This is a genomic window from Brevundimonas sp. (assembly GCF_046293315.1).
Classification (GTDB): Bacteria; Pseudomonadota; Alphaproteobacteria; order Caulobacterales; family Caulobacteraceae; genus Brevundimonas.
Map to the genome: position 1 here is coordinate 106802 of NZ_JBKBPF010000005.1, position 23013 is coordinate 129814.

The window sequence follows — 23013 nt, forward strand, 5'->3', positions numbered from 1 at the left end:
AACGAAGCGGCGATCAGTGAACGCCGGCCATGCCCTTCTTCAGGATCGGCGAGATCAGGAAGAGGAACACGCCCACCCCCACGCCGACCCAGCCGATGGTGCCAAAGATGGAGCCATAGGTCTGAAGCGCCAGCGACGGGTCCGTCACGATGCCCGCGACGGTGTCGGTGGCGGTGGCCTTGGCGATCTGGCCGGCCGCGATGTGGGCCACGGAACTGGACAGGAACCAAACGCCCATCATCAACCCCACCACGCGGTCGACAGACAGCTTGGTAATCATCGACAGGCCCACAGGCGACAGACACAGCTCGCCGATGGTGTGCAGCAGATAGGTCAGGAACAGGAACATCAGCGGCACGCGGAAATCGATCCCCGCCTGCGTCACGGCCGCCCACGACAGCAGCAGGAAGCCGGCCCCCACAAACGCAAGGCCGAATGAGAACTTCACCGGCGTGGAGGGCTCGATGTTCTTCCTGGCCAGCCAGACCCAAAGCGCCGCCATGACCGGGCCCAGCACGACAATGATGCCAGGGTTGAAGAACTGGGTCTGGCCGACATTCAGCCAGCCCGGCATGCGGGTGGACTGGTCCGCGAACAGGGTCAGCGAGGAGCCGGCCTGTTCGAACAGGGCCCAGAACAGGACCGAGAAGAAGATCAGCACCTGGGCCACCAGCATTCGGGTGCGCTCGGCGCCCTTCAGCTTGATGAGGGTGTAGGCGACAACCGCCAGGAAGATCACCCCGGCCGCCCAGGGCAGCGCCATTTCGATCAGGGTGTGACGCTGCATGAGCAGCCAGGTGGGGAACACCGCCACCAGTCCCCCGATCCAGAAGATCGCCTCGAACGGCATGCCGAACAGGCTACGGCGTTTCAGCCGCTCCGGTTGCGGCGGGGCGCCGCGGCCTTCCAGCCAGCTCTGCCCCAGGATGAAGGTCAGGAGGCCGAACAACATGCCGATGCCGGCCAAGCCAAAGCCGTAGGCCCAGCCGTAGGCAATGCCCAGCCATGAACACAGCAGGGTCGCCAGAACCGCGCCCAGATTGATGCCCACGTAGAAGATGGTGAAGCCGCCGTCGCGCCGCGGGTCGTTCTCTTCATAAAGATCGCCGACGACGGTGGAGATGTTGGCCTTCAGGAAGCCCACGCCGACGATGATCAGCGAGAGGGCCAGGAACAGGACCGGCTCGGCGCTGAGGTCGCGCTCGGTGCGTAGGGTGTAGTCACCGGGCGCCACGACCGCGGGGAATCCTCCGGCCTGGGCCGGAGCCGCGTCGGTGACGGCAGCCGCGGCGCCGCCAGTGGCGATGGCGGCCGAGGGTTCGGCTCCGATCGTGCTCACGCCCTCGGGCGAGATGCGGACCTGGACCCGCTCGTCGCCGTTGACGGCGAAGATCTGGCGATCCGTGTCGCGGCCCTCGACCTCAAGCACATACTCCGTGTCATTCACGGTCAGGTACTCGCGCCCGCCCGTGCCCTCGAAGGCCATGGTGAAGTGCCCGGCCACGAGCAACACGGCGCCGATGATGACCGCCTTTCGGGAACCGAGGTACTTGTCGGCCAGCAGACCGCCGATCACGGGCATCAGGTAGACCAGCGCGGCGTAGGCGGCGTAGATGCCCTGCGCCTCGGCCGGTCCGAACAGGAAGTGCTGGGTCAGGTACAGCACCAGCAGGGCCCGCATGCCGTAGTAGGAGAAGCGCTCCCACATCTCGGTCATGAACAGGATCACCAACCCCCGAGGGTGTCCCAGAAACGTCTTGCGGGGCGCCGAAAGCGCGCCCCCCCCATCCGTCGTGCTCAACGGCCTTACTCCCTAAGCCTGCGCCCGAACTGGCGCGTCTGGGCGCATAAGCAGCACGGTCGCGTTTCCGTCACAAGGGGCTGTGCGGAATCGGGACAGGGCGATCAGCGATCGGTCAGTCGCGGGTGGGGTCCGGCTGGTCCGCATCGCCATAGGTCAGGGACAAGAAGACATCTTCCAAATCGGGATCCTCTGTGGCGATGTCACGGATGGCCACCCCTGCCGTTCTGACCGCCGCCAGCACCTGTTCGACACTGGATTCGCCGGTGCGATAGGTCACAGCGAAGGACCCCTTCGGCCGGACCTTCACCTCGAACCCCTTCAAGACCGGCGGCTCGGCCGAGGGGTCGAGCGGCGTCACCACCACATTGCGGGTATCGAGCCGCGTCAGTAGCTGGGCGGTCGGCTCGCACGCCACCACGCGTCCGCGATTGACGATGGCGATGGTGTCGCACAGCTCCTGGGCTTCCTCCAGATAGTGGGTGGTCAGCAGGATGGTCACGCCCTCGGCGTTGATCTTGCGAACGTATTCCCAGAGCTGGCGGCGCAGCTCTACGTCCACGCCCGCCGTCGGTTCATCCAGGATCAGGATCGGCGGATTGTGCACCAGGGCCTTGGCCACCATCAGGCGCCGCTTCATGCCGCCGGACAGCGCACGCACATAGGCGTTGGCCTTGTCCGACAGCCCCAGCGCCGCCAGCAGCTCGTCCGAGCGCCTTTCGTCCGCAGGTACGCCGTAGAAGCCGGCCTGGACTTCCAGCGCCTCCCTGGGCGTGAAAAACACGTCGGCCACGATCTCCTGCGGCACCACGCCCAAAGCCGCGCGGGCGTCACGGGGCCGTTCGTCGATGTCGCGGCCCCAGATGGCGACGGTCCCGCCGGACTTCTTCACAACCCCCGCCAGAATGTTGATCAGGGTCGACTTGCCCGCACCGTTGGGACCCAGCAGGCCGAAAATGGCGCCGCGAGGCACCACCAGGTCTACGCCGTGCAGGGCCGTCTTGGCCGGAGATTTCCGGTTTCTGACGTAGGTCTTCTCGAGTCCGCGCACCTCGATGGCGTTGTCGGGCAGGGCGGCGGCAATCTGTGTCATGAAGGCTTCGGTTCGGGATGGAGGGGAGGGCCGGTCGTTAGGCTTCGCGTAAAATTGACGGCTCATGGTGTGGGCCGTAGGTATGCCGCCTTCCTCCCCACGCCAAGGTCATGAGCCTGATTATGCCGCCGCGCCACCCCGACATCCCCGTTCCCCCGCCCGAACAGATCGTGGTGAACACCAAGCGAGTGGCCTGTGACGGGGGCGGCGGCGCGCTCGGCCATCCCCTGGTCTACATGGATATGGGCGAGGACGACTTTGTGGAGTGCGGCTATTGCGACCGCCGTTTCGTCCTCAGCACCCATCCGGCGACGGAAAACGAATATCTGGATCCCGCGGCCCGACACGGCGAGGCGCACTGAACATGCGGTATCTGCACACCATGGTCCGGGTGAAAGATCTGGACGCCTCGCTGCGATTCTATCGCGACCTGCTGGGTCTCGAAGAGGTTCGGCGCATGGACAACGAGAAGGGTCGCTTCACCCTCGTCTTCCTGTCCGCACCAAAGGACAAGACGCGCTCGGCGGCTGAACGCTCGCCCGAGTTGGAGCTGACCTACAACTGGGATCCCGAGGTCTATTCGGGCGGCCGCAATTTCGGCCATCTGGCATACAAGGTGGACGACATCTACGCGGCGTGTCAGCGGCTGATGGACGGCGGCGTCGTCATCAATCGCCCCCCGCGCGACGGCAACATGGCTTTCGTCCGTTCGCCGGACGGCATCTCCATCGAGTTGCTGCAGGACGGCGATCCCCTTGCCCCCGCCGAGCCCTGGACATCCATGTCCAACACGGGAAGCTGGTGATAGTCTGTCCTCAATGACGCGACCGGTCCTCCCCAGCCGCCCAGCGCCGATCCTTTCAGCCCTGCTCGCGGCGGCTCTGACGGCGGCCTGCGCGTCGACCAGCGAGACAAATCCTTCGCGGACGGCAACCGAACAGCTTCTCGTTGCGCGGGCGTCGGATCGAGCGGTGGACAATCTGACCCTGCCGATCCCGGACGGCTCTGTGGTGTTCGTGGATGAGACCTATTTCCGGGCCGAGGCGTCCCCCTACGCCATCAGCGCCATCCGAGCCGCCCTGTCGGAGGCCGGCTACGCCCTTGCCCGCAGCCGGGACCAGGCCGACGTGGTGTTCGAAATCCGCGCCGGCGCCCTGTCGCTGGAGCAGATGCGGCGGCTCCTTGGCGTTCCTGCCATGAGCGTCCCGCTGTCCGACTACCGGGTGGTCTCCTTCCCTGAGCTGTCGCTTTACAGCCGCCGCGACCGTACCGGCGTGGCGGAGTTCTCCGGCTTCGTCTACCGGGCCGAGGACGGGGCCCCCATCGCCGCCGTCGCGCCGATGATCGGCCAGTACACCATCCGCAGCCACCGCCTGCTGATGATGATGACTTGGGGCCAGCAATACGCCGAGCCGGGCGAGCAGGACCCCGGCGAAAGCTGGTGGGAATTCTAGGACTGATCCGCCCGGGGGTTGGGTGAGGGGCCGCGCCAACCCGGAGAATCGCGGCCCCGCCCCAGGCCCGCCGGCGAAACCGGCGGGGCGGACGGCGGCCCCCTTAAGGGGCGTTCGTGACAGCCCTGTGGCTGATCCGGGTCAGATGTAGCGACGCAGGGAGCGGGCCAGCTCGGTGGCGCCGTCCCGCGAACCGCGCCGGATCTGCGGCTGATAGGCCAGCTTGGCGTGCTCCACGCAGTACGTGGCGCCCTCGTCGGAGCGACGGCCGCAGAAGCTGAAGTCCGACGAGGTCGGATCGCCGATGGGCCATTTGCACATGTGGGCGCCGAGGGTCAGCACCGTGGCCGTGCCCGGCATGTCCGGCAGGCGGGGCGCGGGCGGGGTCGGCGGAACAGGCGCCGAGCGCGGCTGCGCCGCCTCAATGCGGCGCGGAGCCGAGGGTTGCGCGGGGCGGGGACGCGGTGCGCGGAACGTGGTGCGAGCCGGTTGCGACGGTGCGGCGCGCCCTGACAGGCCAAGGCGGTGCACCTTGCCGATCACGGCGTTCCGGGTAACCCCGCCGCCTAGCTGCTTGGCGATCTGACTCGCCGACTGCCCCTCAAGCCAGAGCTTCTTCAGCGCGCCAACGCGGTCTTCGGTCCAGCCCTGAGACATGCCACCCTCCAAGGTCGCTGATTCAACATCTTGTGCGAAAGGCGTCCTGCACGCCCTTCAACCACAACTGATCGTAAACTACTCCTTAAGGGACGCAACATCTGGCGCCTGTCGTATCCACAGAAACCATATCTTGAATCAATGTTCCGCCAAATCGTGAGGCGTTTTGCTGATGTGCACGGTGTAATTGGTGCAATTGGTGCAATCCGACGATGCCGTTTGATCATGATGGCGTCTGGATGCGCCAAGGGCGGACGCCTTGCGAAGCCGTGCCGGAAGGCGCATCTGGCGGCTCATGACCGACCTGAGCCGACTGCCCGTGACGCCGCCCAGCCCCCGCGCCTATCCGGGGATCAACTGGATCGGGGTGCGGACGCTGTATCTGCGCGAAGTGCGGCGGTTCATGAAAGTGGGGGCTCAGACGGTCGCGGCGCCCGTGGTCACCACCCTGCTCTACATGATGGTGTTCGTGGTGGCGCTGCAGGGCGGCCGGCCGCCGCTGTTGGGCATTGCCTTCGCCGAGTTCGTGGCGCCGGGCCTGATCATGATGGCGATCCTGAACAACGCCTTCGCCAACGCCTCATCCAGCCTGATCCAGGCCAAGATCATGGGCACGGCCACCGATTTCCTGACCCCGCCGCTGAGCCCTCTCGAACTGATGATGGGCTTCTCGCTGGGGGCGGCGACACGCGGGATTCTGGTGGGACTGGTGACCGCCCTTTGCGTTCTGCCCTTCGCCCGTCTGGGGGTCGCCAACCTGGCAGCCATCCTGTTCTTCGGCGTCATGGCCTCCATGCTGATGGGGCTGCTCGGCGTGCTGGCGGGTCTCTGGTCGGAGAAGTTCGACCACCTCGCCGCGGTGCAGAATTTCGTGGTCATGCCCATGACCTTCCTGTCCGGCACCTTCTATCTGGTGGAGCGCCTGCCCGAGCCCTTCGCCACCTTCAGCCACTTCAACCCGATGTTCTATCTCATCGACGGCTTCCGCTATGGCTTCATCGGTCATGCGGAGGGGAACCTGACGGTTGGGATCGTCGTCAGCCTGCTCATCACCCTGGCGCTGGGCGTCGTCTGCTATCTGGTGTTCCGCAGCGGCTGGCGGCTAAAGAGCTGATCCGCTAAGCGAGGCGGGCAACGAGGATACCGCCATGCTTCGCACCCTGACGGCCGCCTGCGCCCTTCTGGCCTTCGCCACCCCGGCCCTGGGCCAGGACCAGGCCGCCCTTCGCGAGGCGGTGGCGGCCTATGCGCAACCCTCGAACGCCGCCCGGCTTGCGGTGCTGACTGACCAGCTGGAGGCTGCAGGGCTCGACTTCGAGATCCAGACCTTCGAAGGTGGCGGCCGCGGCGGACCCATGACCGGCTCCAACGTCATCATCACCCTCGGCGAGGGCGAGCGGGACCTGCTGCTGACCGCCCATTATGACTCGGTCGTCCTGCCGTCCGGCGAACTGGCCGACGGCCTGGTCGACAACGCCGCCTCCACCGTCGCCCTGATCGAGGCGGCCAAGGCCCTGAAAGACCACGACCTGAACCACCGCGTCCGGGTGATCTTCTTCGATCAGGAGGAACTGGGCCTGATCGGCGCGCAGCGCTGGATCGCGGCCAACGGAACCGACCGCGTTGCGGCCGTGGTCAACTCGGACGTGGCGGCCTTCGGCGACACCCTGATGTACGGCGAGAACAATGGCGAGCGGTCGGCCTTCGTCCTGACCGCGCTGCGCGAGGAGTGCACGGTGCGGGCCCTGACCTGCGTCGGCTTTCCGGTCTATCCGCCCAGCGATGACCGCGCCTTCATCGCCGCCGAGGTTCCGGTGGTCTCCATCGGCTTTCAGAACCGCGTCGGCGCCCACCAGATGTGGCTCGCCTTCAACGGCGGAGAGGCCAACGGCCTGGCCCAAGGCTTCGTGCCCGAGGTATTCCAGCTGATCCATTCCGAAGGCGACGTGATCGAGGCGGTCGACCCCGCCACCGTGGCCCTGGCCGCCGGGGTCTATGTCGATCTGGTCGCGCGTCTGGACGCGATCGCCCGGTAACTGTCAGGCCATCTTCGCCTTGGTCAGGGTTTTCCACGCCCGGATCACCCGTTGCAGCTTCTCTTCCGCCGAACGGTCGCCGCCGTTGTGGTCAGGGTGGCAGCGCTTGAGCAGCGCGTGATAGCGGGCGCGGATAGCGGATTTGTCCACGCCCGGTTCCAGATCCAGATCGGCCAGGGCCTGCCGCTCCAGCCGGCCGATCGGCACGGTCTCCGGACCCTGGGGCGCGCGGCCCTGGTGATCCTGGCCGAACATGGCGAAAGGGTCAGACCAGCGGCCCGCGCCGGTGGTGTTCGCCGTGCCGAGCTTGCTGGCGAAGGCGGCGGCCTCGCGCGACATGCGCCCGGCCTTCATCTCCCAGGTGGGACGACCGCCGGTCATCTGTTCGTTCTCGTACCGGGCGCGGATTTCGCCCTCGCTCATTCCGGCGTAGAAATTCCAGCTCTTGTTGTATTCAGCGGCGTGGGGCTGACAGAAGTCGTAGAACTCGTTCAGCCGCTCGCGCGACCGGGGCGCCCGGGCTGTGGCGGCCTTGCTGCAGTCGGGATGCTGACAAGGCTTCTCGCCGGGCTTGAGACGCAGGACGTCGGCTGCGGCCTCCTCCTCCTCGGGGCGCGGCGGCTTGATCCGCATATCCTTGAAGCGAGGCTTGTATTGAAACGAGGCTGACATCGATCCAAGTGTAAGCGCGAATTGGACGTCATCAAGGAAGCCCGGCGTAAAACCGATGAATGAAGGCCCCGTTGCGACGATTATTCGCGAAAAACTGACTTTGGCCCTGTCTCCGGCGCGCCTGGTGATCGAGGACGACAGCGCCCGGCACGCCGGACATCACCACGAGGGCGGCGTCGACGCGCGTCCGGGAGGCGAGAGCCACTTCAATCTCGAGGTCGTGTCCGCTTCTTTCGAAGACAAGGGGCGCGTGGAGCGCCAACGCATCATCAACACCCTTCTGGCTGAGGAACTGGCCGGCCCTGTCCACGCCCTTTCCATCCGTGCGCGGAGCCCTTCAGAAGACACGCCGAAATAGAAAATTCTCCGTTCACCCCCTCTTAGGTGTTCCCCCTTAGCGTTCGCGCCAGACTGTTCAGATTGGGGACTGAATATGGTGAAAGCGGCGCAGGGCGCACAAGGCGCAACGACCAGGACGCCGCAGACACCGGGGCGCTCTCGCGAAGCCGCCACCGTGCTGCAGAGCATCCTGGAAACCGGCAACCTGCGCTACTGGATCATCGCCAGTTGGGCCCTCGCGCTGGCGACGGCAGTGGGGCCCGTCCTGGCACTGGCGTGGTTCTTGATCACCATGACCGCAGGCTGGACCAGAGGTCGGGTGGAGAAGAAGGTCGCCGCCACGGGCCGCCGGGACTACAGCGCGACCTTCACCACGGTCGCCTTCCTGACCACCTTCGCGTGGTCCCTTGCGCCGGGACTGGCATGGTTCATGGGTGGAACGCACGGCCCCGCCCTCGGCGTGGCCCTCCTGTGCGCCGGTTACGTGATGGTTTTCACCCAGATGCGCACGGCTCCGCGCCAGGCCCTGGTCATCTCGGCGCCCTACAGTCTTCTGACATTGGGCATCCTGGTCAGCCTGTGGGGCGACCCCGGCTTTCTGACGCTGCTGGCGGTCCTTCCGGTTCTGGGTTCCGCCATTCTGGTGCTGGTCATCATCACCATGATGAAGGAGCGCAAGATCGAGGCGTTCCAGGAACACCAGGCCCACCTGATCGGCGAACTGGAGACCGCGCGCGACAAGGCCGACGCCGCCAGCGAGGCCAAGTCCAACTTCCTCGGCGTCATCTCCCACGAGCTGCGCACGCCCATGAACGGCGTGCTCGGCGCCGCCCAGCTGATGGGCGCCACGCGTCTGGATCAGACGCAGAAGGAATATCTGTCGATCATCCGCAACTCGGGCGACAACCTCCTCTCCCTGCTCAACGACATTCTGGACATGACCAAGATCGAGGCGGGGAAGATGACCTTCGAGGTCGTGGACGTGTCGCTGCAGGATCTGCATGAGCGGGTCACCGGCCCCTTCACCGCCCAGGCTCAGGCCAAGGGGCTGACCTTCGTGTCCGAATTCACAGGCGAAACGCCCGCCGTGGTGCGCGGCGACCCCTTGCGCGTCTGTCAGGTCATCCAGAACCTGCTGTCCAATGCTGTGAAATTCACCGACGCGGGGGAGGTGCGCTACACGGTGCACAGCCAGCGTATCGCCCATGACCGGGCCCGGTTTCGCTTTGCCGTGAAGGACAGCGGCCCCGGCATCTCGCCGGAAGACCTTGGCAGGCTCTTCCAGCCCTTTACCCAGCTGGACGGCTCGTCCACCCGCCGGTTTGGCGGCACGGGGCTGGGCCTGACCATCTGCCGGCGCCTGGCCAACATCATGGGCGGCGACATCGAGGTGACCTCAGATGTGGGGCACGGCTCCACCTTCGCCTTCGTGGTCGAGGCCGAGGTGGCCCAGTGGTCGAAGTCCGAGGCTGTAGAGGCCATCGGCGCAGAGGTTGAGGATGGCCAATCGCTCAAGGTCCTCGTCGTCGAGGACCATCCCGTCAATCGCATGATCCTCGAAGCATGGATGACCTCAGCAGGGCATCTGACGGCCTCGGCGGAGAACGGAGCCGTGGCGCTCGATGTCGCGTCGACCGACCGTTTCGATCTGATCGTCATGGACGTGAACATGCCGGTCATGGACGGACTGACCGCCACGCGCGCCCTGCGCGGCGGCGACAGCCCCAACCGAGACACGCCGGTGGTGGTGCTGTCGGCCTCGGCGCGCACCGAAGATCACGAAGCGGGCATGTCGGCCGGCGCCGACGCTTATCTGAACAAGCCGATCGATTTCAAGGCGTTGGCGGGAGTCATGGCGAAGGCGAGGGATGGTCGCGAGGCCGTCCGCGACATTCAGAGCTTCGTTCTGGGCGAGGCAGCCGCCGCCTGATTTTGCGAATTCGGGCCGGATGGGTTCAAAACGGGTCAGGGCGCGCTAAACCGGGGCCATGATCGACCTGACCACGACAATGGCTGCCGTCGCGGCTTCCTCCGACCGCGCCCTGACTTTTGATGCCGCCCTCGTCGCACGCGCCACCCAGATGGCCGGCGATGTGGCCGTGAATCTCAGTGTCGCGGCGCTGATCATCGTCGCCACCTGGTTCGGTTCCAAATTGGCCGTGCGCACCGTTCGTCGGGCGCTTGGCCGTGTCAGGGGCTTGAAGGACGACAGGACCGTCGAGGGCTTCGTGGTCCAGGTGGTGCGCGTTGCGGTGGTCGTGATCGGTCTGGTCGCGGTGCTCCAGCGCCTCGGGGTCCAGACCACATCCATCATTGCGGTGCTGGGTGCGGCATCCCTGGCCATCGGCCTGGCCATGCAAGGCGCCCTGTCCAATGTAGCCGCGGGCGTGGTGCTGCTGGTCCTTCGCCCCTACCGCGTGGGCGAAGTTGTGGACATCGGCGGCATGGCGGGCGTGGTGAACAAGCTGGATCTCTTCACCACCCAGATGACCAACGCCAACAACGTCAAGATCGTGGTGCCCAACAGTCAGGTGCTGGGCGGGGTGATCCAGAACATTTCAGGCCAGGTCACGCGACGCATCGAGATCGATTTCACGGTCTCCTACAGCGCCGATCTGAGCGAGGCGCGCGAGGTCATCCGCGCCACCGCCGCCGCGCATGGCAAGGTGCTGGGCGATCCTCCTGCGTGGACTGGCGTCACCGGCCTTCTCGACAGCGCCGTCCAGATCACCCTGCACGCCCATGTGCTGTCGGGCGACTGGTGGCAGACCCGGGCCGACCTGTTCCAGACGGTCAAGGAAGCGCTGGACGAAGCCGGGATCGAGATTCCCTTCCCGCAGGCGGTCGAATATTTCGGCGGCAATGTGGGCAAGGCGGCCGAGCCGCTCCCGCCGCAAAAGCTCTCTCGCCGCAAGGAGGCCTGATCATTGCGTTATGACTTCGGCTCCGACAACACCGCAGGCATGGCTCAGGAAGCCCTGGCGGGACTCCAGGCGGCCAACGAGGGGTTCGCGCGGGCCTATGGCGCCGACGACGTCACGGCGCGGGCGGCGGACCTGATCCGTCAGCGTCTGGACGCCGACGTCGAGGTGCGGTTCGTCTTTTCGGGCACGGCGGCCAACGCCATCGCCCTGTCCATGCTGACCTTTCCGTTCGAGGCTGTACTGGCCCATCACGCGGCCCATGTCTGTACCGACGAGACCGGGGCGCCGGGCTTCTTCGGCCAGGGCGTGGGTCTGATCGGCCTGCCCGGCTTCTCCGGCAAGATCGACCCCAAGGCCATGACCGCCATTCTGGACGAACCGGAGGTGGGCCACCGCCAGCCGCCCGCCGCGCTTTCCGTGACCCAGACCACGGAATACGGCACGGTCTATACGATCGACGAGCTGCGTGACCTTATCGCGCCCGTGAAGGCGAAGGGGTACGGCGTACACATGGACGGCGCGCGCCTTGCCAATGCGGCGGCCGGCGGGTTCGACCTGAGCGAGATCGCCCGGCTGGGCGTGGATGTGCTGGTGTTCGGCGGCGCCAAGGCGGGGGCGCCGTGCAGCGAGGCCATCGTCCTGTTCGACAAGAGCCTGGCGCGCCGTCTCGACAATCGACTGAAACAGGCCGGGCAAATGGCGGCCAAGGGCCGGTTCCAGGCCGCGCCTTTCCTTGGACTGCTGGAAAGCGGCGCATGGGAAGCTGGCGGGGCGCACGCCAATCTGATGGCCCGGCGCCTCGCTGAGGGAATAGCAGCCAACAGCCGCTTCGTCCTGGCCCACCCGGTGGAGGCCAACGCCGTGTTCGTGCGCATGCCCGCCGCCGCCCATCGCCGGCTGAACGAGGCTGGCTGGGCCTGTTACCGGTTCGACGACGGGTCGGTGCGCCTTGTCTGTTCCTGGGCCACCACCGAGGCGGCCGTGGACGAACTCATCGCCTCCGTCGCGAGCCTGGCCTGAGATCAGTCCGGGACGTTCGCGTCCAGTTCGTCCAGCCAGACCCGCGCCGTGGCGTCCGACGGCGCTCGCCAGTCCCCTCGCGGCGACAGCGAACCGCCGGTGACCACCTTGGGGCCGTTGGGCAAGGCCGAGCGCTTGAACTGGCTGGTCTGGAAGAAGCGGATCAGGAATTTGCGCAGCCACGACTTGATGGTCGCGAGATCGTACTCGATCTTTTCCGCCTCGGGCAGATTGGCGGGCCAGGCGCCGTGGGTGCGGTCGCCCCACGCCTGATGGGCCAGATAGGCCACCTTGGACGGCTTCAGGCCGAAGCGGGTGATGTAGAACAGGAAGAAGTCATTCAGGGCATAGGGCCCCACCGTCGCCTGGGTGGACTGGATGGCGCCGCTTTCGTCGGCGGGCACCAGTTCGGGCGAGATTTCGGTGTCGAGGATGGCGTGCAGGATGGGCGCGGCGTCGGCGCCGACGACCGCCTTGTCAGCCACCCAGCGGATCAGGTGCTGGATCAGGGTCTTCGCCACCCCGCCGTTGACGTTGTAGTGGCTCATGTGGTCGCCCACGCCGTAGGTGGCCCAGCCCAGCGCCAGCTCTGACAGGTCGCCGGTGCCGAGCACGAAGGCGCCGTGGTGGTTGGCCAGGCGGAACAGGTAGTCGGTGCGCAGCCCCGCCTGCACATTCTCGAAGGTGATGTCGTGGACCGGCTTTCCTTCCGAATAGGGATGGCCGATGTCCTTCAGCATCTGTTCGGCCGCCGGGCGAATGTCGATCTCCTCGCCCGTGACGCCCAGCGCGGTCATCAGCGCCCAGGCGTTGGATTTGGTGCCCTCGGACGTGGCGAAGCCGGGCAGGGTGAAGGCCAGGATGTTCTTGCGCGGCAGTTCCAGCCGGTCGAACGCCCGGCAGGCCACCAGCAGCGCCTGGGTTGAATCCAGCCCGCCGGAGACGCCGATGACGATGCGCTCGCCGTTCGTCGCCTTCATGCGCCGCATCAGGCCCTGAACCTGGATGTTGAAGGCCTCGTAGCAGTCCTGATCCAGCCGCGCCGGATCGTCCGGCACGAACGGGAAACGGTCCAGCGGCCGGATCAGATCGGCGGGCGAGCCGGGCTCCGCTGCGAAGAAGGCGAGGGGCTGGAATTCGTCGGCGCTCAGTTCGCGCCGGGCACAGTCGGCGAACGTGCCGGTGCGCAGTCGTTCCAGGCCAATCCGTTCCACGTCCACGTCGGCGATGGTCAGGTGAGAGTCCATCGAGAACCGTTCGCCGGAAGCCAGGCAGGTCCCCATTTCGTGGATCGAGGCCTGACCGTCCCAGGCCAGATCAGTCGTGCTTTCGCCCCACCCGGAGGCGGCGAAGACATAGGCGCAGACCGCTCGGGACGATTGGCTGGCGCACAGCATCGCCCGCTCGTCCGCCTTGCCGATCACCACATTTGAGGCGGACAGGTTGAGGATGATCCGCGCTCCGGCGAGGGCGGAGCGGGTCGACGGCGGCAAGGGCGCCCAGAAATCCTCACAGATTTCGACGCCGAACGAGAAGCCGGGCCGATTCTCGGCCTGAAAGATCAGGTCAGTTCCGAAGGCGTGGCGCGTGTCGCCGATGATGATGCTGCTGTCGGCGTCCTGTGGCCCGGCCGGCGAGAACCAGCGCTTCTCGTAATATTCCCTGTAGTTCGGCAGATAGGTCTTGGGAATCACACCCCATATCTGTCCGTTGGCCATCACAACGGCGCAGTTGTAGAGCCGATCACCCTGCCTGACGGGGGCCCCTGAGACGGCGACCAGATTGGCCTTCTTTGTCGCCGAAGCGACGCGGTCAATCTGCGCCTCCACCTCCACCAGAAGCGCGTCCTGCAACAACAGGTCGTCTATGGCGTAGCCGGTCAGGCTGAGTTCCGGGAACACCAGCAGGTCCACGCCCTGTTCGCCGGCCTCGACGATCAGGGCGATGTGCTCATCCGCATTGGCCACAGGATCGGCGGTGTGGACCACCGGCGTGGCGGCGGCCACGCGTACGAAGCCGTGGGCGGCGGGGGTGAAGAAGGGGTGCTGTCGGGCCAAATCCGGTGTCCTGATCCCTGTTCCGTGGTCCATGTAACGCTTCAAGCCTTCCCGCGCTATGAATCCGGGCGGACGATTGCGGGTGACGGGGCGGGGCCTTTCCCGCTAGACGGAGCTCATGATCGACACGCCGAAAAAGGGCTGGTTCCAGCGGCTCAGCCAGGGACTGTCCCGATCCTCCAAACAGATGACCGAGCAGGTCGTCTCATCCTTCGTCAAGGAACCGCTGGACGAAGCGGCGCTGGAGCGGCTTGAGGAGCACCTGATCGAGAGCGATCTGGGCCCGGCCGCCGCCGCCCGGATCACCGAGCGCTTCCGCGCCCTGCGCTTTGGCAAGACCTCCGACGAGCGCGAGATCAAGGAAGCCCTGGCCGAGGCGGTGACCGCCGAACTTGCGCCTCGGGAAGCTGTGTTCGATCCCCTCTCCGGCCCGAAACCCTATGTGGTGCTGTTCGTGGGCGTCAACGGTTCGGGCAAGACCACGACCCTGGGCAAGATCGCCGCCGATCTGACAGGCAAGGGCGCCAGGGTCATGGTGGTGGCGGGCGACACCTTCCGCGCCGCGGCCCGGGATCAGCTGCGCATCTGGGCCGAACGGGCGGGCGCAGATTTCGAGAGCCGTCGTGACGGCGCCGATCCGGCCGGTCTGGCCTTCGACGCCTTCACCCGCGCCAGGGCCGAGGGCCACGATGTGGTCCTGATCGACACCGCCGGTCGTCTGCAGAACAAGCAGGCGCTGATGGACGAGCTGCTGAAGGTGGTCCGGGTGCTGAAGAAGATCGATCCGGACGCCCCACACGAGACCCTGCTGGTGCTGGACGCCACGGTGGGGCGCAACGCCCTGGCCCAGGAGCAGATCTTCGGCCGCACGGCCTATGTCTCGGGCATCGTCATGACCAAGCTGGACGGCACGGCCCGCGGCGGGGTTCTCGTGCCGGTGGCGCAGGCGTCCGACGCCCCCATCAAGCTGATCGGGGTGGGCGAGGGCATCGAGGATCTGCAGCCGTTCGACGCGCGGGCGTTCTCCCGCCTTCTGGTGGGACTTGAGGATTAATGACGACCGAGACGACGGAAAAGAAGCGCCCGCAATGGATCCGCCAGGCGGTGGATTTCGGCGCGCTGGTCGCCTTCATCGGCGCCTATTTCATCACCCGCGACCTGGTCAAGGCGACCTGGGTGCTGGTGATCGCCTCAGCCGTCGCCCTGGCGGTCGGCTACGCGGTGGAGAAGCGGTTTGCCCCGCTGCCCCTGATCACCGGCCTGTTCGCCCTGGTGTTCGGGGTGCTGACCATTTTCTTCAACGACGACCTTTTCATCAAGCTGAAGCTGACCATCCAGAACGTGATCCTGGGCAGCATCTTGCTGGGTTCGCTGCCGCTGAAGAAATATCCGTTCAAATATCTGCTGGGCGACGCAATCAAGGTGACCGACCACGGTTGGCGCATCCTGACTTTCCGGTATGGCGCCTACTTCCTCATTGTCGCTGCAGCTAATGAGGTGTTCCGCAGCGAGGCGGCGGTTCTGTCTCTCTGGGACACCTTCGGCTGGGCCACGCCGGACCCGGATGCGGTCTGGACCAGCTTCCGGGGCATTCTCTGGATTGCCGCCTCGATTTTCGGTCTGTCCCAAATCCCGGTGATCCTGAAGCACATGATCAAGGACGAGGAGCCGGGGCCGATCAGCCCGGACACTGGGCTGTAGGCTGCTCAAGCCTTCACGGAGCTGTCGCCAAACCGAAACACGGCGCTGCTAACCCTGCCATGAACCGTGCCTTGCACGGATTATCGGTAAGCGGGGTCCCGGCATGGTCAAGGATGGAAAGAAGGCGCGCCCGGGGCCGCTGGATGCATCACCCAGCCACCTGATGCACCGGGCGCTGCAGTTGGCGCTGGACATCTACGCCGAGGAAGTCGGCGCCGAAGGCCCCACCCAGCGGCAGTTTGCGGTTCTTGAGATCGCCTCAAGGAACGAGGGCCTGACCCAGACCGATCTGGTTCGCGCCACCGGCATCGACCGATCCACCCTGGCCGATCTGGTCGCCCGGATGACGGCCAAGGGCCTGCTCAACCGCGAGCGTTCGGTACTGGACGGCCGCGCCAAGGCCGTCAGCCTGTCGAACGAGGGCCGCGCCCTTCTTGAAACCGCCCGCGCCCGGGTCGAGGCAGCAGACCGCCGCATTCTTGCGCTAATGCCCAAAGCCAAGCGCGACAGCTTCATGAAGCTGCTGGCCGATTTGGCCGCTGTGGCGGATGCCGGGCCGGATGAAGCCAAGGCCGCCAAGCGCGCCGAAAAGCTGGCCCGCAAGGCCGAGAAAGAAGCCCGAAAGGCCGCTGAAAAGGTCCAGAAGACCAAGGCGCGCCGCAAGGCGGGCGGCCCCGGCCTGGACGTTCGCGCGGCCTAATCCGTCAGCGGACCTTCCGCGATCGTTCGAGAACCGGCCGCTGCCCCTCGGCGTCCAGGGCCCCCGAGGGCGCAATCCCGGTGTTGGGTGTGGGGTTCAGGCCCTCATCGGAATTCCGGTAAGCCGGGCCTGACCACTGGTTGGCCTTCTTGCGCTTCAGCGCCTTCTTCAGATTCGCCGTGGCCGCCTTCCCCCGGTCGCCCGCCCGGCGGCGGTCCAGCTCGCGGTTCACCCGCTTCATGCCTGCCGATAGCAGGGCCTTCTTGCGGTCCGACCCCGTTTCGCCTTCCGTGGGCTTGCCACCCCGACTGGCGCTGCGGCGTTGGTCGCGTGCCAGGTCCCGCGCCCGGTTGCGCCGTTCGCGAAGCCGCTTGGCCAGATCGGTCAGGTCGTCCTGCTTCATTTCGCGAAGGGCGGGCTGGCGAGCGCGCTCGCACAGTTCGCGTTCGTCCTTGTCCAGATAGCGTTCGTCAGCCTTGCGGGCCTGGGCCATGGGGGCGTCTCCATTCCTGTTTCTGTTCAGGAATGAGCGTGTGAACGGCGCAGGTCGTTCCCGAAAAGCGGATCAGACGGTGATGTCGAGGAACGACCCGGGACGGCGTGGCCTGTCCATAGCGTCCGCCTCGCGCGCAGCCGGCGCGGCCCTCGGCGCTTCCGCTCGGGGCGCGGACTGCGTCTGCTGCGCTTCCTGCGCCGCCTTCACTCCGGCCAGCGCCTGCTGAAAGAACGCCGCCTGCGCCACGCGCGCGGTCGTGGTGGCCACGGGATGGGTGGCGGCGTGGCGCGGAGACGGCAGATCGGGACGAATCGGGCTCATGCCCCGATGGTTAACAGAGCGTCTGGAAAAAAGGTTAACGCGACCAGCGCTCGGGGGCGAGACCTTCGGTCAGGCGGACCAGATCGCCTTGGTCCACGAGGGGGCCGGAGTGTTTGGCGGTGATGGCGCCCCACGGATCGACCGCGAAGGTTTCAGGCACGCCCGAGGAGCCCATCTCCAGTCCCAGCCGCCCGTCGGCATCCACCAGCACCACGGCGAAGGGGTCGCCCAGCTCCTCAAGAAAGGCGGCGGTGGCGGCGGGATCGTCCTTGTAGGCCACCCCGATGACCCGCACCCCCTGCTCGCGCAGCGCCATCAGCTGCGGGTGCTCGATGCGGCACGGCGCGCACCAGGAGGCGAAGATGTTGACCACCGTGGGCTGGCCGGCTGCGGCGGTGGCCAGATCGGCCTGACCCGGCCCCGCTGCTCCATTGGTCAGCACCGGCAAGGTCAGGGCGGGCACGCCTTGACCCACCATGGCGTCGGGTTGATAGGCGGGGTCACGACGCAGGGACCAGCCCACGAACAGCACCGCCAGGGCGACCAGAACGATCAGCGGGACGACGGCCAGCCAACGCTTCATTTGGTCCCCTCCAGCCGGTCCAGATCGCGCTTCCAGCGACGTGCGGCCATGACGCTCCGCGCCACAAGGGCCGCCAGGGCCACGGCGCTGACGCCCCAGGCGGGCCAGACGAAGGCGGCGTAGGCGCCCATGTCGAGGTCGAGCATCCCTAGGCCTCCTGAGCCGCGCGGGCGCGCAAGGTGAGGACACGGCGGCGACGCACCTCGGTGCGGATTTCGGTCAGCCACACCGCCGTGAACAGGATCATATAGGCCAGCCCCATGACCAGCAGCGGCGTCAGATGGGCGGCGGTCATGGACGGGCCCTCGGCCCGCAGCAGGGACGCGGGCTGGTGCAGGGTGTTCCACCAATCCACCGAGAATTTCACGATCGGCAGGTTCACCAGACCCACCAGCCCCAGCACGGCGGCGGCCCGCGCGGCCCTGGCCTCGTCGTCGATGGCGGCGCGCAGGGCCATGTAGGCCACATAGAACAGGAACAGGACCACCACCGAGGTCAGGCGCGCGTCCCACACCCACCACGCCCCCCACATGGGCTTGCCCCACAGCGAGCCGGTGGCCAGCGCCAGGGCCGTGAACACCGCACCGGGCAGCGCGGCGGCGCGCGCGGCGGCGTCGGCCAGCGAATGGCGGAACACCAGGGCGAAGAAGGACGAGACCCCCAGCGCCACATAGGCGGCCAGACCCAGCCAGGCGGCGGGCACATGCACGAACATGATCCGCACAGTATCCAGCTGCTGATAGTCCTCCGGGGCGGTGAAGCTCAGCCATGTCCCGGCGAGCAGCAGCACGACAGCCAGCGCCCAGACCACGGGCATGAGGGGCCGCGTGAACCGCATGAACCGATCAGGATTGGCGAGGCCGAAGACCATGGTCAGGCCGCATACGCGCGGGGGACCGCGCGGGCAAGCGGGCGCGGCGCCGCACAGCGCCTCATCCCTGCGCGTTCCGGATGGCCGCCGACCCGGCAAAGGGGCTGAGCGCGACGGCGAAGAGAGCGTAGGCGGCCAAAAGCGCCAGGGCGGGCCAAGGCGACAGGCCGGTCAGGGCCTGTTCCAGCGCGCCCGCGCCGAAGATCACCGGCGGGATGAACAGGGGCAGCACCACCACGGCGATCAACAGGCCGCCCCGCTTCGAGCCCAGCGCCAGAGCGGCGCCCAGCGCCCCGGTGAAGGCGAAGCCCAGACTGCCCAGCAGCGCCGCGCCCAGGATCAGCGGCGCCCGCCCCGGATCGGCGCCCAGCGCGACCGCCGCCACCGGCGCAACGATCGCCAGCGGCAGCCCGATGGCCAGCCATTGGGCCAGAGCCTTGACGGCGAACACCGCCTCAAGCGGCAAGGGCCCCAGCGCCAGCAGGTCCAGCGCCCCGTCCTCGAAATCCCGCTCGAACAGGCGCTCCAGCGACAGCAGGCTGGCCAAGGCCAGGGCGATCCAGGCGATGCCGCCCGCCACCGGCTGAAGCACGCGCGGATCGCCGCCCGCCGCCAGCGGCACGATGGCGGTCAGAGCCAGAAAGAAACCGCAGGCCAGCAGCGGGCCGCCGCCCCCGCCCCAGGCCAGGGAAAGCTCGCGCTTCAACAGGACCCGGACCGCGCTCATGGCGCCGCCCCCACATCCAGCGTCCGGCAGGGCAGGCCCAGCGGATCGTGAACGGCGGCGATCACCATGCCGCCGCCCGCCAGGTGGTCCCGCATCAACCGGGTGGCGGCGGCGCGCCAGCGCGCGTCCAGCGGCGCCAGAGGCTCGTCCAGCAGCCACAGGGCGCGCGGCGCCGCGATCAGCCTGGCCAGCGACAGGCGCCGCCGCTGGCCCGCCGATAGCTTGCGGGTCTCGAGATCCAGCAGGGCCGCGAGGCCCAGGGCCCCGACGGCGGCATCAATGCCCGCCCCCCCGCACCAGGCGGTCTGAAAGGCCAGTTCGTCCCGCGCGGTGCGGGCCCCCTTAAGCCCCTCCAGATGACCCAGCAGATGGATGTGGCGGGCCCGGGCGGTCTCCGGCTCGATGTCGTCCTCGGCCTCGTCGAGAAAGCGCACCGCTCCCGCATCAGGGCGGATGAACCCGGCGACCGCACGCAGCAGGCTGGTCTTGCCCGCCCCGTTGGTCCCGGTCAGGGCCAGGGCCTCGCCAGCCTTCAGATCGACGGACAGGCCTCGAAACAGCCCCCGCTCGCCCCGCGACAGCCCCAGATCGTCGATGGCTAGGCGGCCAATCATGTGCGACCCGTTCGCAATGTCCACGTCCTCGTCGTGGATACATGGACGCCCGCGCCGCTAACGCTTATATCCAGCGTCGCCGCAGCAGGCTTTCGCCGCGCGCGCCGGGGACCTGTGCGCCCCAGCGCCTGCAGCGCGAACGCGCAACCGGATTGTCGGGCGGCGTAGACCAGAGGAACTCTCCCACATGCCGTCGAACGACAGCCTCAAGACCCGTCAGGACCTTTCCGTCGGGCGCAAGAAATACGCCTATTACAGCCTTCCCGCCGCCGAGGAAGCCGGTCTGGCCGGGATTTCCCGCCTGCCGCGTTCCATGAAGGTGCTGCTGGAGAACCTGCTGCGCAATGAAGACGGCGTTTCGGTCACCGAGGACGACCTCAAGGCCGTGGCCGCCTGGATCGACAACAAGGGCGCGGTCGAGCACGAGATCGCCTTCCGCCCCGCCCGCGTCCTGATGCAGGACTTCACCGGCGTTCCGGCGGTGGTGGATCTGGCGGCCATGCGCGACGCCATGACGGCGCTGGGCGCCGATCCCGCCCGGATCAATCCGCTGAACCCGGTGGATCTGGTCATCGACCACTCGGTCATGGTGGACCACTTCGGCACGCCCAAGGCGTTCGACCAGAACGTGGACCGGGAATACGAGCGCAACATGGAGCGCTACAAGTTCCTGCGCTGGGGCTCGACCGCCTTCAACAATTTCCGCGTGGTGCCCCCGGGCACGGGCATCTGCCACCAGGTGAACCTCGAAAACCTGGCCCAGACCGTCTGGACCGCCGAGGAAGGCCGCAAGACCGTGGCCTATCCCGACACGGTTGTCGGCACCGATTCCCACACCACCATGATCAACGGCCTGGCCGTTCTGGGCTGGGGCGTGGGGGGCATCGAGGCCGAGGCGGCCATGCTGGGCCAGCCGATCCCCATGCTGATCCCCGAGGTCATCGGTTTCCGCCTGACCGGCCGCCTGCCCGAGGGCGCCACGGCCACCGACCTGGTGCTGACCGTCACCCAGATGCTGCGCAAGAAGGGCGTGGTCGGCAAGTTCGTGGAGTTCTTCGGCCCTGGCGTCACCGCCCTGACCATCGAGGACCAGGCCACCATCGCCAACATGGCGCCCGAGTACGGCGCCACCTGCGGCTTCTTCCCGGTGTCCCAGGCGACGCTGGACTATCTGACCGCCACCGGCCGCGAGAAGGCCCGCGTGGCGCTGGTCGAGGCCTACGCCAAGGCGCAGGGGCTGTGGATCGACGAGAACAGCGAAGACCCCGTCTTCACCGACGTGCTTGAGCTGGACGTCTCCTCCGTGGTGCCGTCGCTGGCCGGGCCCAAGCGCCCGCAGGACAAGGTCGAGCTGACCATCGCCGCCTCGGCGTTCGAAACGGCGCTGGGCGAGGTCTTCAGCCGCCCGACCGACGCTCCCCGCGTCGCTGTCGAAGGCGAGAAATTCGATCTGGGCGACGGCGACGTCGTGATCGCCGCCATTACCTCCTGCACCAACACCTCCAACCCCTCGGTGCTGATCGCCGCGGGTCTGGTGGCGCGCAAGGCCCACGCCCTGGGCCTGACGGTCAAGCCGTGGGTCAAGACCTCGCTGGCGCCCGGCTCGCAGGTGGTCACCGACTATCTGACGGCAGCGGGCCTGCAGACGGATCTGGACGCGCTGGGCTTCAATCTGGTCGGTTATGGCTGCACCACCTGCATCGGCAACTCCGGTCCGCTGGACCCGGCGATCTCGAAGACCATCAACGACAATGATCTGGTCGCCACCAGCGTGCTGTCGGGCAACCGCAACTTCGAAGGCCGGGTGAACCCGGACGTGCGCGCCAACTACCTTGCCTCGCCGCCGCTGGTGGTCGCCTACGCCCTCGCCGGCTCCATGCGCATCGACCTGAACACCCAGCCGCTGGGTCAGGACAAGAAGGGCAACGACGTCTTCCTGAAGGACGTGTGGCCGACCGGCGCCGAGATCGCCGAACTGCAGCGCTCCTGCGTCACGCCCGAGATGTTCGCCAAGCGCTACAAGGACGTCTTCAAGGGCGACAAGCACTGGCAGAAGATCGACGTGGAGGGCGGCCAGACCTACGCCTGGGACGACACCTCCACCTATGTGCGCAACCCGCCCTATTTCGAGGGCCTGTCGATGGAGCCGACCCCGGTCGAGGACATCATCGAGGCGCGCGTGCTGGGCATCTTCGGCGACTCCATCACCACCGACCACATCAGCCCGGCCGGCGCCATCAAGAAGGCCTCGCCCGCGGGCGCCTACCTGACCGAGCACGGCGTCGATGCGCTGGACTTCAACAGCTACGGCGCACGCCGGGGCAACCACGAAGTCATGATGCGCGGCACCTTCGCCAACATCCGCATCCGCAACAAGATCACGCCCGACATCGAGGGCGGGGTGACCAAGCACTTCCCGTCGGGCGACACCATGTCGATCTATGACGCGGCCATGCGCTATCAGGCGGAAGGTCGTCCGCTGGTGGTTTTCGCCGGCAAGGAATACGGCACCGGCTCGTCGCGCGACTGGGCGGCCAAGGGCACCAACCTGCTGGGAGTGCGCGCGGTCATCGCCGAGAGCTATGAGCGCATCCACCGCTCTAACCTGATCGGCATGGGCGTGGTCCCGCTGCAGTTCAAACAGGACGGCTGGACCCGTCTGGGCCTGACCGGCGAGGAAATCGTGACCATCCGCGGTCTGTCGGACGTCAACACCGGCAAGCTGAAGCCCCGTCAGGAGCTGTGGGTCGAGCTGTTCCGCCCGTCGGACGGCAAGATGGCCCGCTTCCCGGTGCGCTGCCGCATCGATAACCAGACCGAGCTGGAATACTTCAAGGCCGGCGGCGTCATGCCGTTCGTGCTGCGGAATCTGGCGCGGGGCTGATCGCCTAAGGGCTGAAAAGACAAGGGCCGGAGCATCGCTGCTCCGGCCCTTTTTCATGGCTCG

Annotated in this window: 25 protein-coding genes; 13 read left to right on the top strand and 12 right to left on the bottom strand. The window is 67.0% G+C overall.

Annotated features, from left to right (window positions below; all coding sequences use genetic code 11):
* Window positions 1-13 precede the first annotated feature (13 nt).
* Both ACK4SE_RS06170 and ACK4SE_RS06175 read right to left on the bottom strand, forming a co-directional pair.
* Complete coding sequence (locus ACK4SE_RS06170; RefSeq protein WP_409689987.1) at window positions 14-1717, bottom strand: peptide MFS transporter; 1704 nt, start codon at window positions 1715-1717, stop codon at window positions 14-16.
* A gap of 199 nt (window positions 1718-1916) precedes the next feature.
* Window positions 1917-2894, bottom strand: coding sequence for an ABC transporter ATP-binding protein (locus ACK4SE_RS06175; RefSeq protein WP_409689990.1), 978 nt, complete (start codon window positions 2892-2894; stop codon window positions 1917-1919).
* Between the two features lie 122 nt (window positions 2895-3016).
* On the opposite strand from ACK4SE_RS06175, the gene ACK4SE_RS06180 reads away from it, so the two are divergent.
* From ACK4SE_RS06180 to ACK4SE_RS06190, 3 genes are all read left to right on the top strand, one after another.
* Complete coding sequence (locus ACK4SE_RS06180) at window positions 3017-3256, top strand: zinc-finger domain-containing protein (RefSeq protein WP_409689993.1); 240 nt, start codon at window positions 3017-3019, stop codon at window positions 3254-3256.
* A gap of 2 nt (window positions 3257-3258) precedes the next feature.
* Window positions 3259-3699 carry a VOC family protein gene (locus ACK4SE_RS06185; RefSeq protein ID WP_409689995.1) on the top strand — a complete coding sequence of 147 codons (441 nt, stop codon included), beginning with the start codon at window positions 3259-3261 and terminating at the stop codon, window positions 3697-3699.
* Between the two features lie 76 nt (window positions 3700-3775).
* Window positions 3776-4348 (top strand): DUF6655 family protein, encoded by a 573-nt coding sequence (locus ACK4SE_RS06190; protein WP_409690308.1) that lies wholly within the window; start codon window positions 3776-3778, stop codon window positions 4346-4348.
* A gap of 141 nt (window positions 4349-4489) precedes the next feature.
* Here the strand turns inward: ACK4SE_RS06190 and ACK4SE_RS06195 are convergent, their stop codons facing one another.
* Window positions 4490-5005 carry a GcrA family cell cycle regulator gene (locus ACK4SE_RS06195; protein ID WP_409689998.1) on the bottom strand — a complete coding sequence of 172 codons (516 nt, stop codon included), beginning with the start codon at window positions 5003-5005 and terminating at the stop codon, window positions 4490-4492.
* Between the two features lie 295 nt (window positions 5006-5300).
* Here ACK4SE_RS06195 and ACK4SE_RS06200 point away from each other — a divergent pair, with 295 nt between their 5' ends.
* Window positions 5301-6119, top strand: a complete 819-nt coding sequence (locus ACK4SE_RS06200; RefSeq protein WP_409690000.1) for an ABC transporter permease — start codon at window positions 5301-5303, stop codon at window positions 6117-6119.
* 34 nt (window positions 6120-6153) lie between these two features.
* The gene (locus ACK4SE_RS06205) at window positions 6154-7041 is read left to right on the top strand and encodes a M28 family metallopeptidase (RefSeq protein WP_409690003.1); all 888 of its coding nucleotides are present in this window, start codon (window positions 6154-6156) and stop codon (window positions 7039-7041) included.
* 3 nt (window positions 7042-7044) lie between these two features.
* On the opposite strand, the gene ACK4SE_RS06210 is transcribed toward ACK4SE_RS06205, so the two are convergent.
* Entirely contained in the window at window positions 7045-7713 is a 669-nt protein-coding gene (locus tag ACK4SE_RS06210; protein WP_409690005.1) for a J domain-containing protein, read from the bottom strand.
* 55 nt (window positions 7714-7768) lie between these two features.
* On the opposite strand from ACK4SE_RS06210, the gene ACK4SE_RS06215 reads away from it, so the two are divergent.
* From ACK4SE_RS06215 to ACK4SE_RS06230, 4 genes are all read left to right on the top strand, one after another.
* The gene (locus ACK4SE_RS06215) at window positions 7769-8071 is read left to right on the top strand and encodes a BolA family protein (protein ID WP_409690007.1); all 303 of its coding nucleotides are present in this window, start codon (window positions 7769-7771) and stop codon (window positions 8069-8071) included.
* A 156-nt stretch (window positions 8072-8227) separates the two neighbouring features.
* Window positions 8228-9982: an ATP-binding protein gene (locus tag ACK4SE_RS06220; RefSeq protein ID WP_409690009.1), complete on the top strand. Its 1755-nt coding sequence runs from the start codon at window positions 8228-8230 to the stop codon at window positions 9980-9982.
* 58 nt (window positions 9983-10040) lie between these two features.
* Window positions 10041-10976: a mechanosensitive ion channel family protein gene (locus ACK4SE_RS06225; protein WP_409690011.1), complete on the top strand. Its 936-nt coding sequence runs from the start codon at window positions 10041-10043 to the stop codon at window positions 10974-10976.
* A 3-nt stretch (window positions 10977-10979) separates the two neighbouring features.
* Window positions 10980-11996: a threonine aldolase family protein gene (locus ACK4SE_RS06230; RefSeq protein ID WP_409690013.1), complete on the top strand. Its 1017-nt coding sequence runs from the start codon at window positions 10980-10982 to the stop codon at window positions 11994-11996.
* Between the two features lie 2 nt (window positions 11997-11998).
* Here the strand turns inward: ACK4SE_RS06230 and ACK4SE_RS06235 are convergent, their stop codons facing one another.
* Window positions 11999-14053, bottom strand: coding sequence for an NAD(+) synthase (locus ACK4SE_RS06235; protein ID WP_409690016.1), 2055 nt, complete (start codon window positions 14051-14053; stop codon window positions 11999-12001).
* A 118-nt stretch (window positions 14054-14171) separates the two neighbouring features.
* Between ACK4SE_RS06235 and ftsY the strand changes: the two genes are divergently transcribed.
* The 3 genes from ftsY (at window position 14172) to ACK4SE_RS06250 (ending at window position 16454) form a co-directional block, all read left to right on the top strand.
* Window positions 14172-15107, top strand: a complete 936-nt coding sequence (ftsY, locus tag ACK4SE_RS06240) for a signal recognition particle-docking protein FtsY (protein ID WP_409690018.1) — start codon at window positions 14172-14174, stop codon at window positions 15105-15107.
* Window positions 15107-15754, top strand: coding sequence for an inner membrane-spanning protein YciB (locus ACK4SE_RS06245; RefSeq protein ID WP_409690021.1), 648 nt, complete (start codon window positions 15107-15109; stop codon window positions 15752-15754). Before ftsY ends, ACK4SE_RS06245 begins: the two co-directional genes overlap by 1 nt.
* Window positions 15755-15857: 103 nt before the next feature.
* Window positions 15858-16454, top strand: a complete 597-nt coding sequence (locus ACK4SE_RS06250) for a MarR family winged helix-turn-helix transcriptional regulator (RefSeq protein WP_409690024.1) — start codon at window positions 15858-15860, stop codon at window positions 16452-16454.
* A 4-nt stretch (window positions 16455-16458) separates the two neighbouring features.
* On the opposite strand, the gene ACK4SE_RS06255 is transcribed toward ACK4SE_RS06250, so the two are convergent.
* From ACK4SE_RS06255 to ccmA, 7 genes are all read right to left on the bottom strand, one after another.
* Window positions 16459-16947, bottom strand: coding sequence for a hypothetical protein (locus ACK4SE_RS06255; RefSeq protein WP_409690026.1), 489 nt, complete (start codon window positions 16945-16947; stop codon window positions 16459-16461).
* A 72-nt stretch (window positions 16948-17019) separates the two neighbouring features.
* Window positions 17020-17271: a hypothetical protein gene (locus ACK4SE_RS06260; protein WP_409690029.1), complete on the bottom strand. Its 252-nt coding sequence runs from the start codon at window positions 17269-17271 to the stop codon at window positions 17020-17022.
* A 34-nt stretch (window positions 17272-17305) separates the two neighbouring features.
* On the bottom strand, window positions 17306-17854 hold the full coding sequence (locus tag ACK4SE_RS06265) for a DsbE family thiol:disulfide interchange protein (protein ID WP_409690031.1): 549 nt from the start codon (window positions 17852-17854) through the stop codon (window positions 17306-17308).
* A complete protein-coding gene (gene ccmD, locus ACK4SE_RS06270; protein ID WP_409690034.1) occupies window positions 17851-18000 on the bottom strand; it encodes a heme exporter protein CcmD in 150 nt (49 codons plus the stop codon). The genes ACK4SE_RS06265 and ccmD overlap by 4 nt, the downstream gene beginning before the upstream one ends.
* Before the next feature lie 2 nt (window positions 18001-18002).
* On the bottom strand, window positions 18003-18725 hold the full coding sequence (gene ccmC, locus ACK4SE_RS06275; protein ID WP_409690037.1) for a heme ABC transporter permease CcmC: 723 nt from the start codon (window positions 18723-18725) through the stop codon (window positions 18003-18005).
* 61 nt (window positions 18726-18786) lie between these two features.
* Window positions 18787-19452 carry a heme exporter protein CcmB gene (gene ccmB, locus ACK4SE_RS06280; protein WP_409690039.1) on the bottom strand — a complete coding sequence of 222 codons (666 nt, stop codon included), beginning with the start codon at window positions 19450-19452 and terminating at the stop codon, window positions 18787-18789.
* Window positions 19449-20066, bottom strand: a complete 618-nt coding sequence (gene ccmA, locus ACK4SE_RS06285) for a heme ABC exporter ATP-binding protein CcmA (RefSeq protein ID WP_409690041.1) — start codon at window positions 20064-20066, stop codon at window positions 19449-19451. Before ccmA ends, ccmB begins: the two co-directional genes overlap by 4 nt.
* Before the next feature lie 187 nt (window positions 20067-20253).
* Here ccmA and acnA point away from each other — a divergent pair, with 187 nt between their 5' ends.
* Window positions 20254-22950: an aconitate hydratase AcnA gene (gene acnA, locus ACK4SE_RS06290; protein ID WP_409690044.1), complete on the top strand. Its 2697-nt coding sequence runs from the start codon at window positions 20254-20256 to the stop codon at window positions 22948-22950.
* The last annotated feature ends 63 nt before the right edge of the window (window positions 22951-23013 follow it).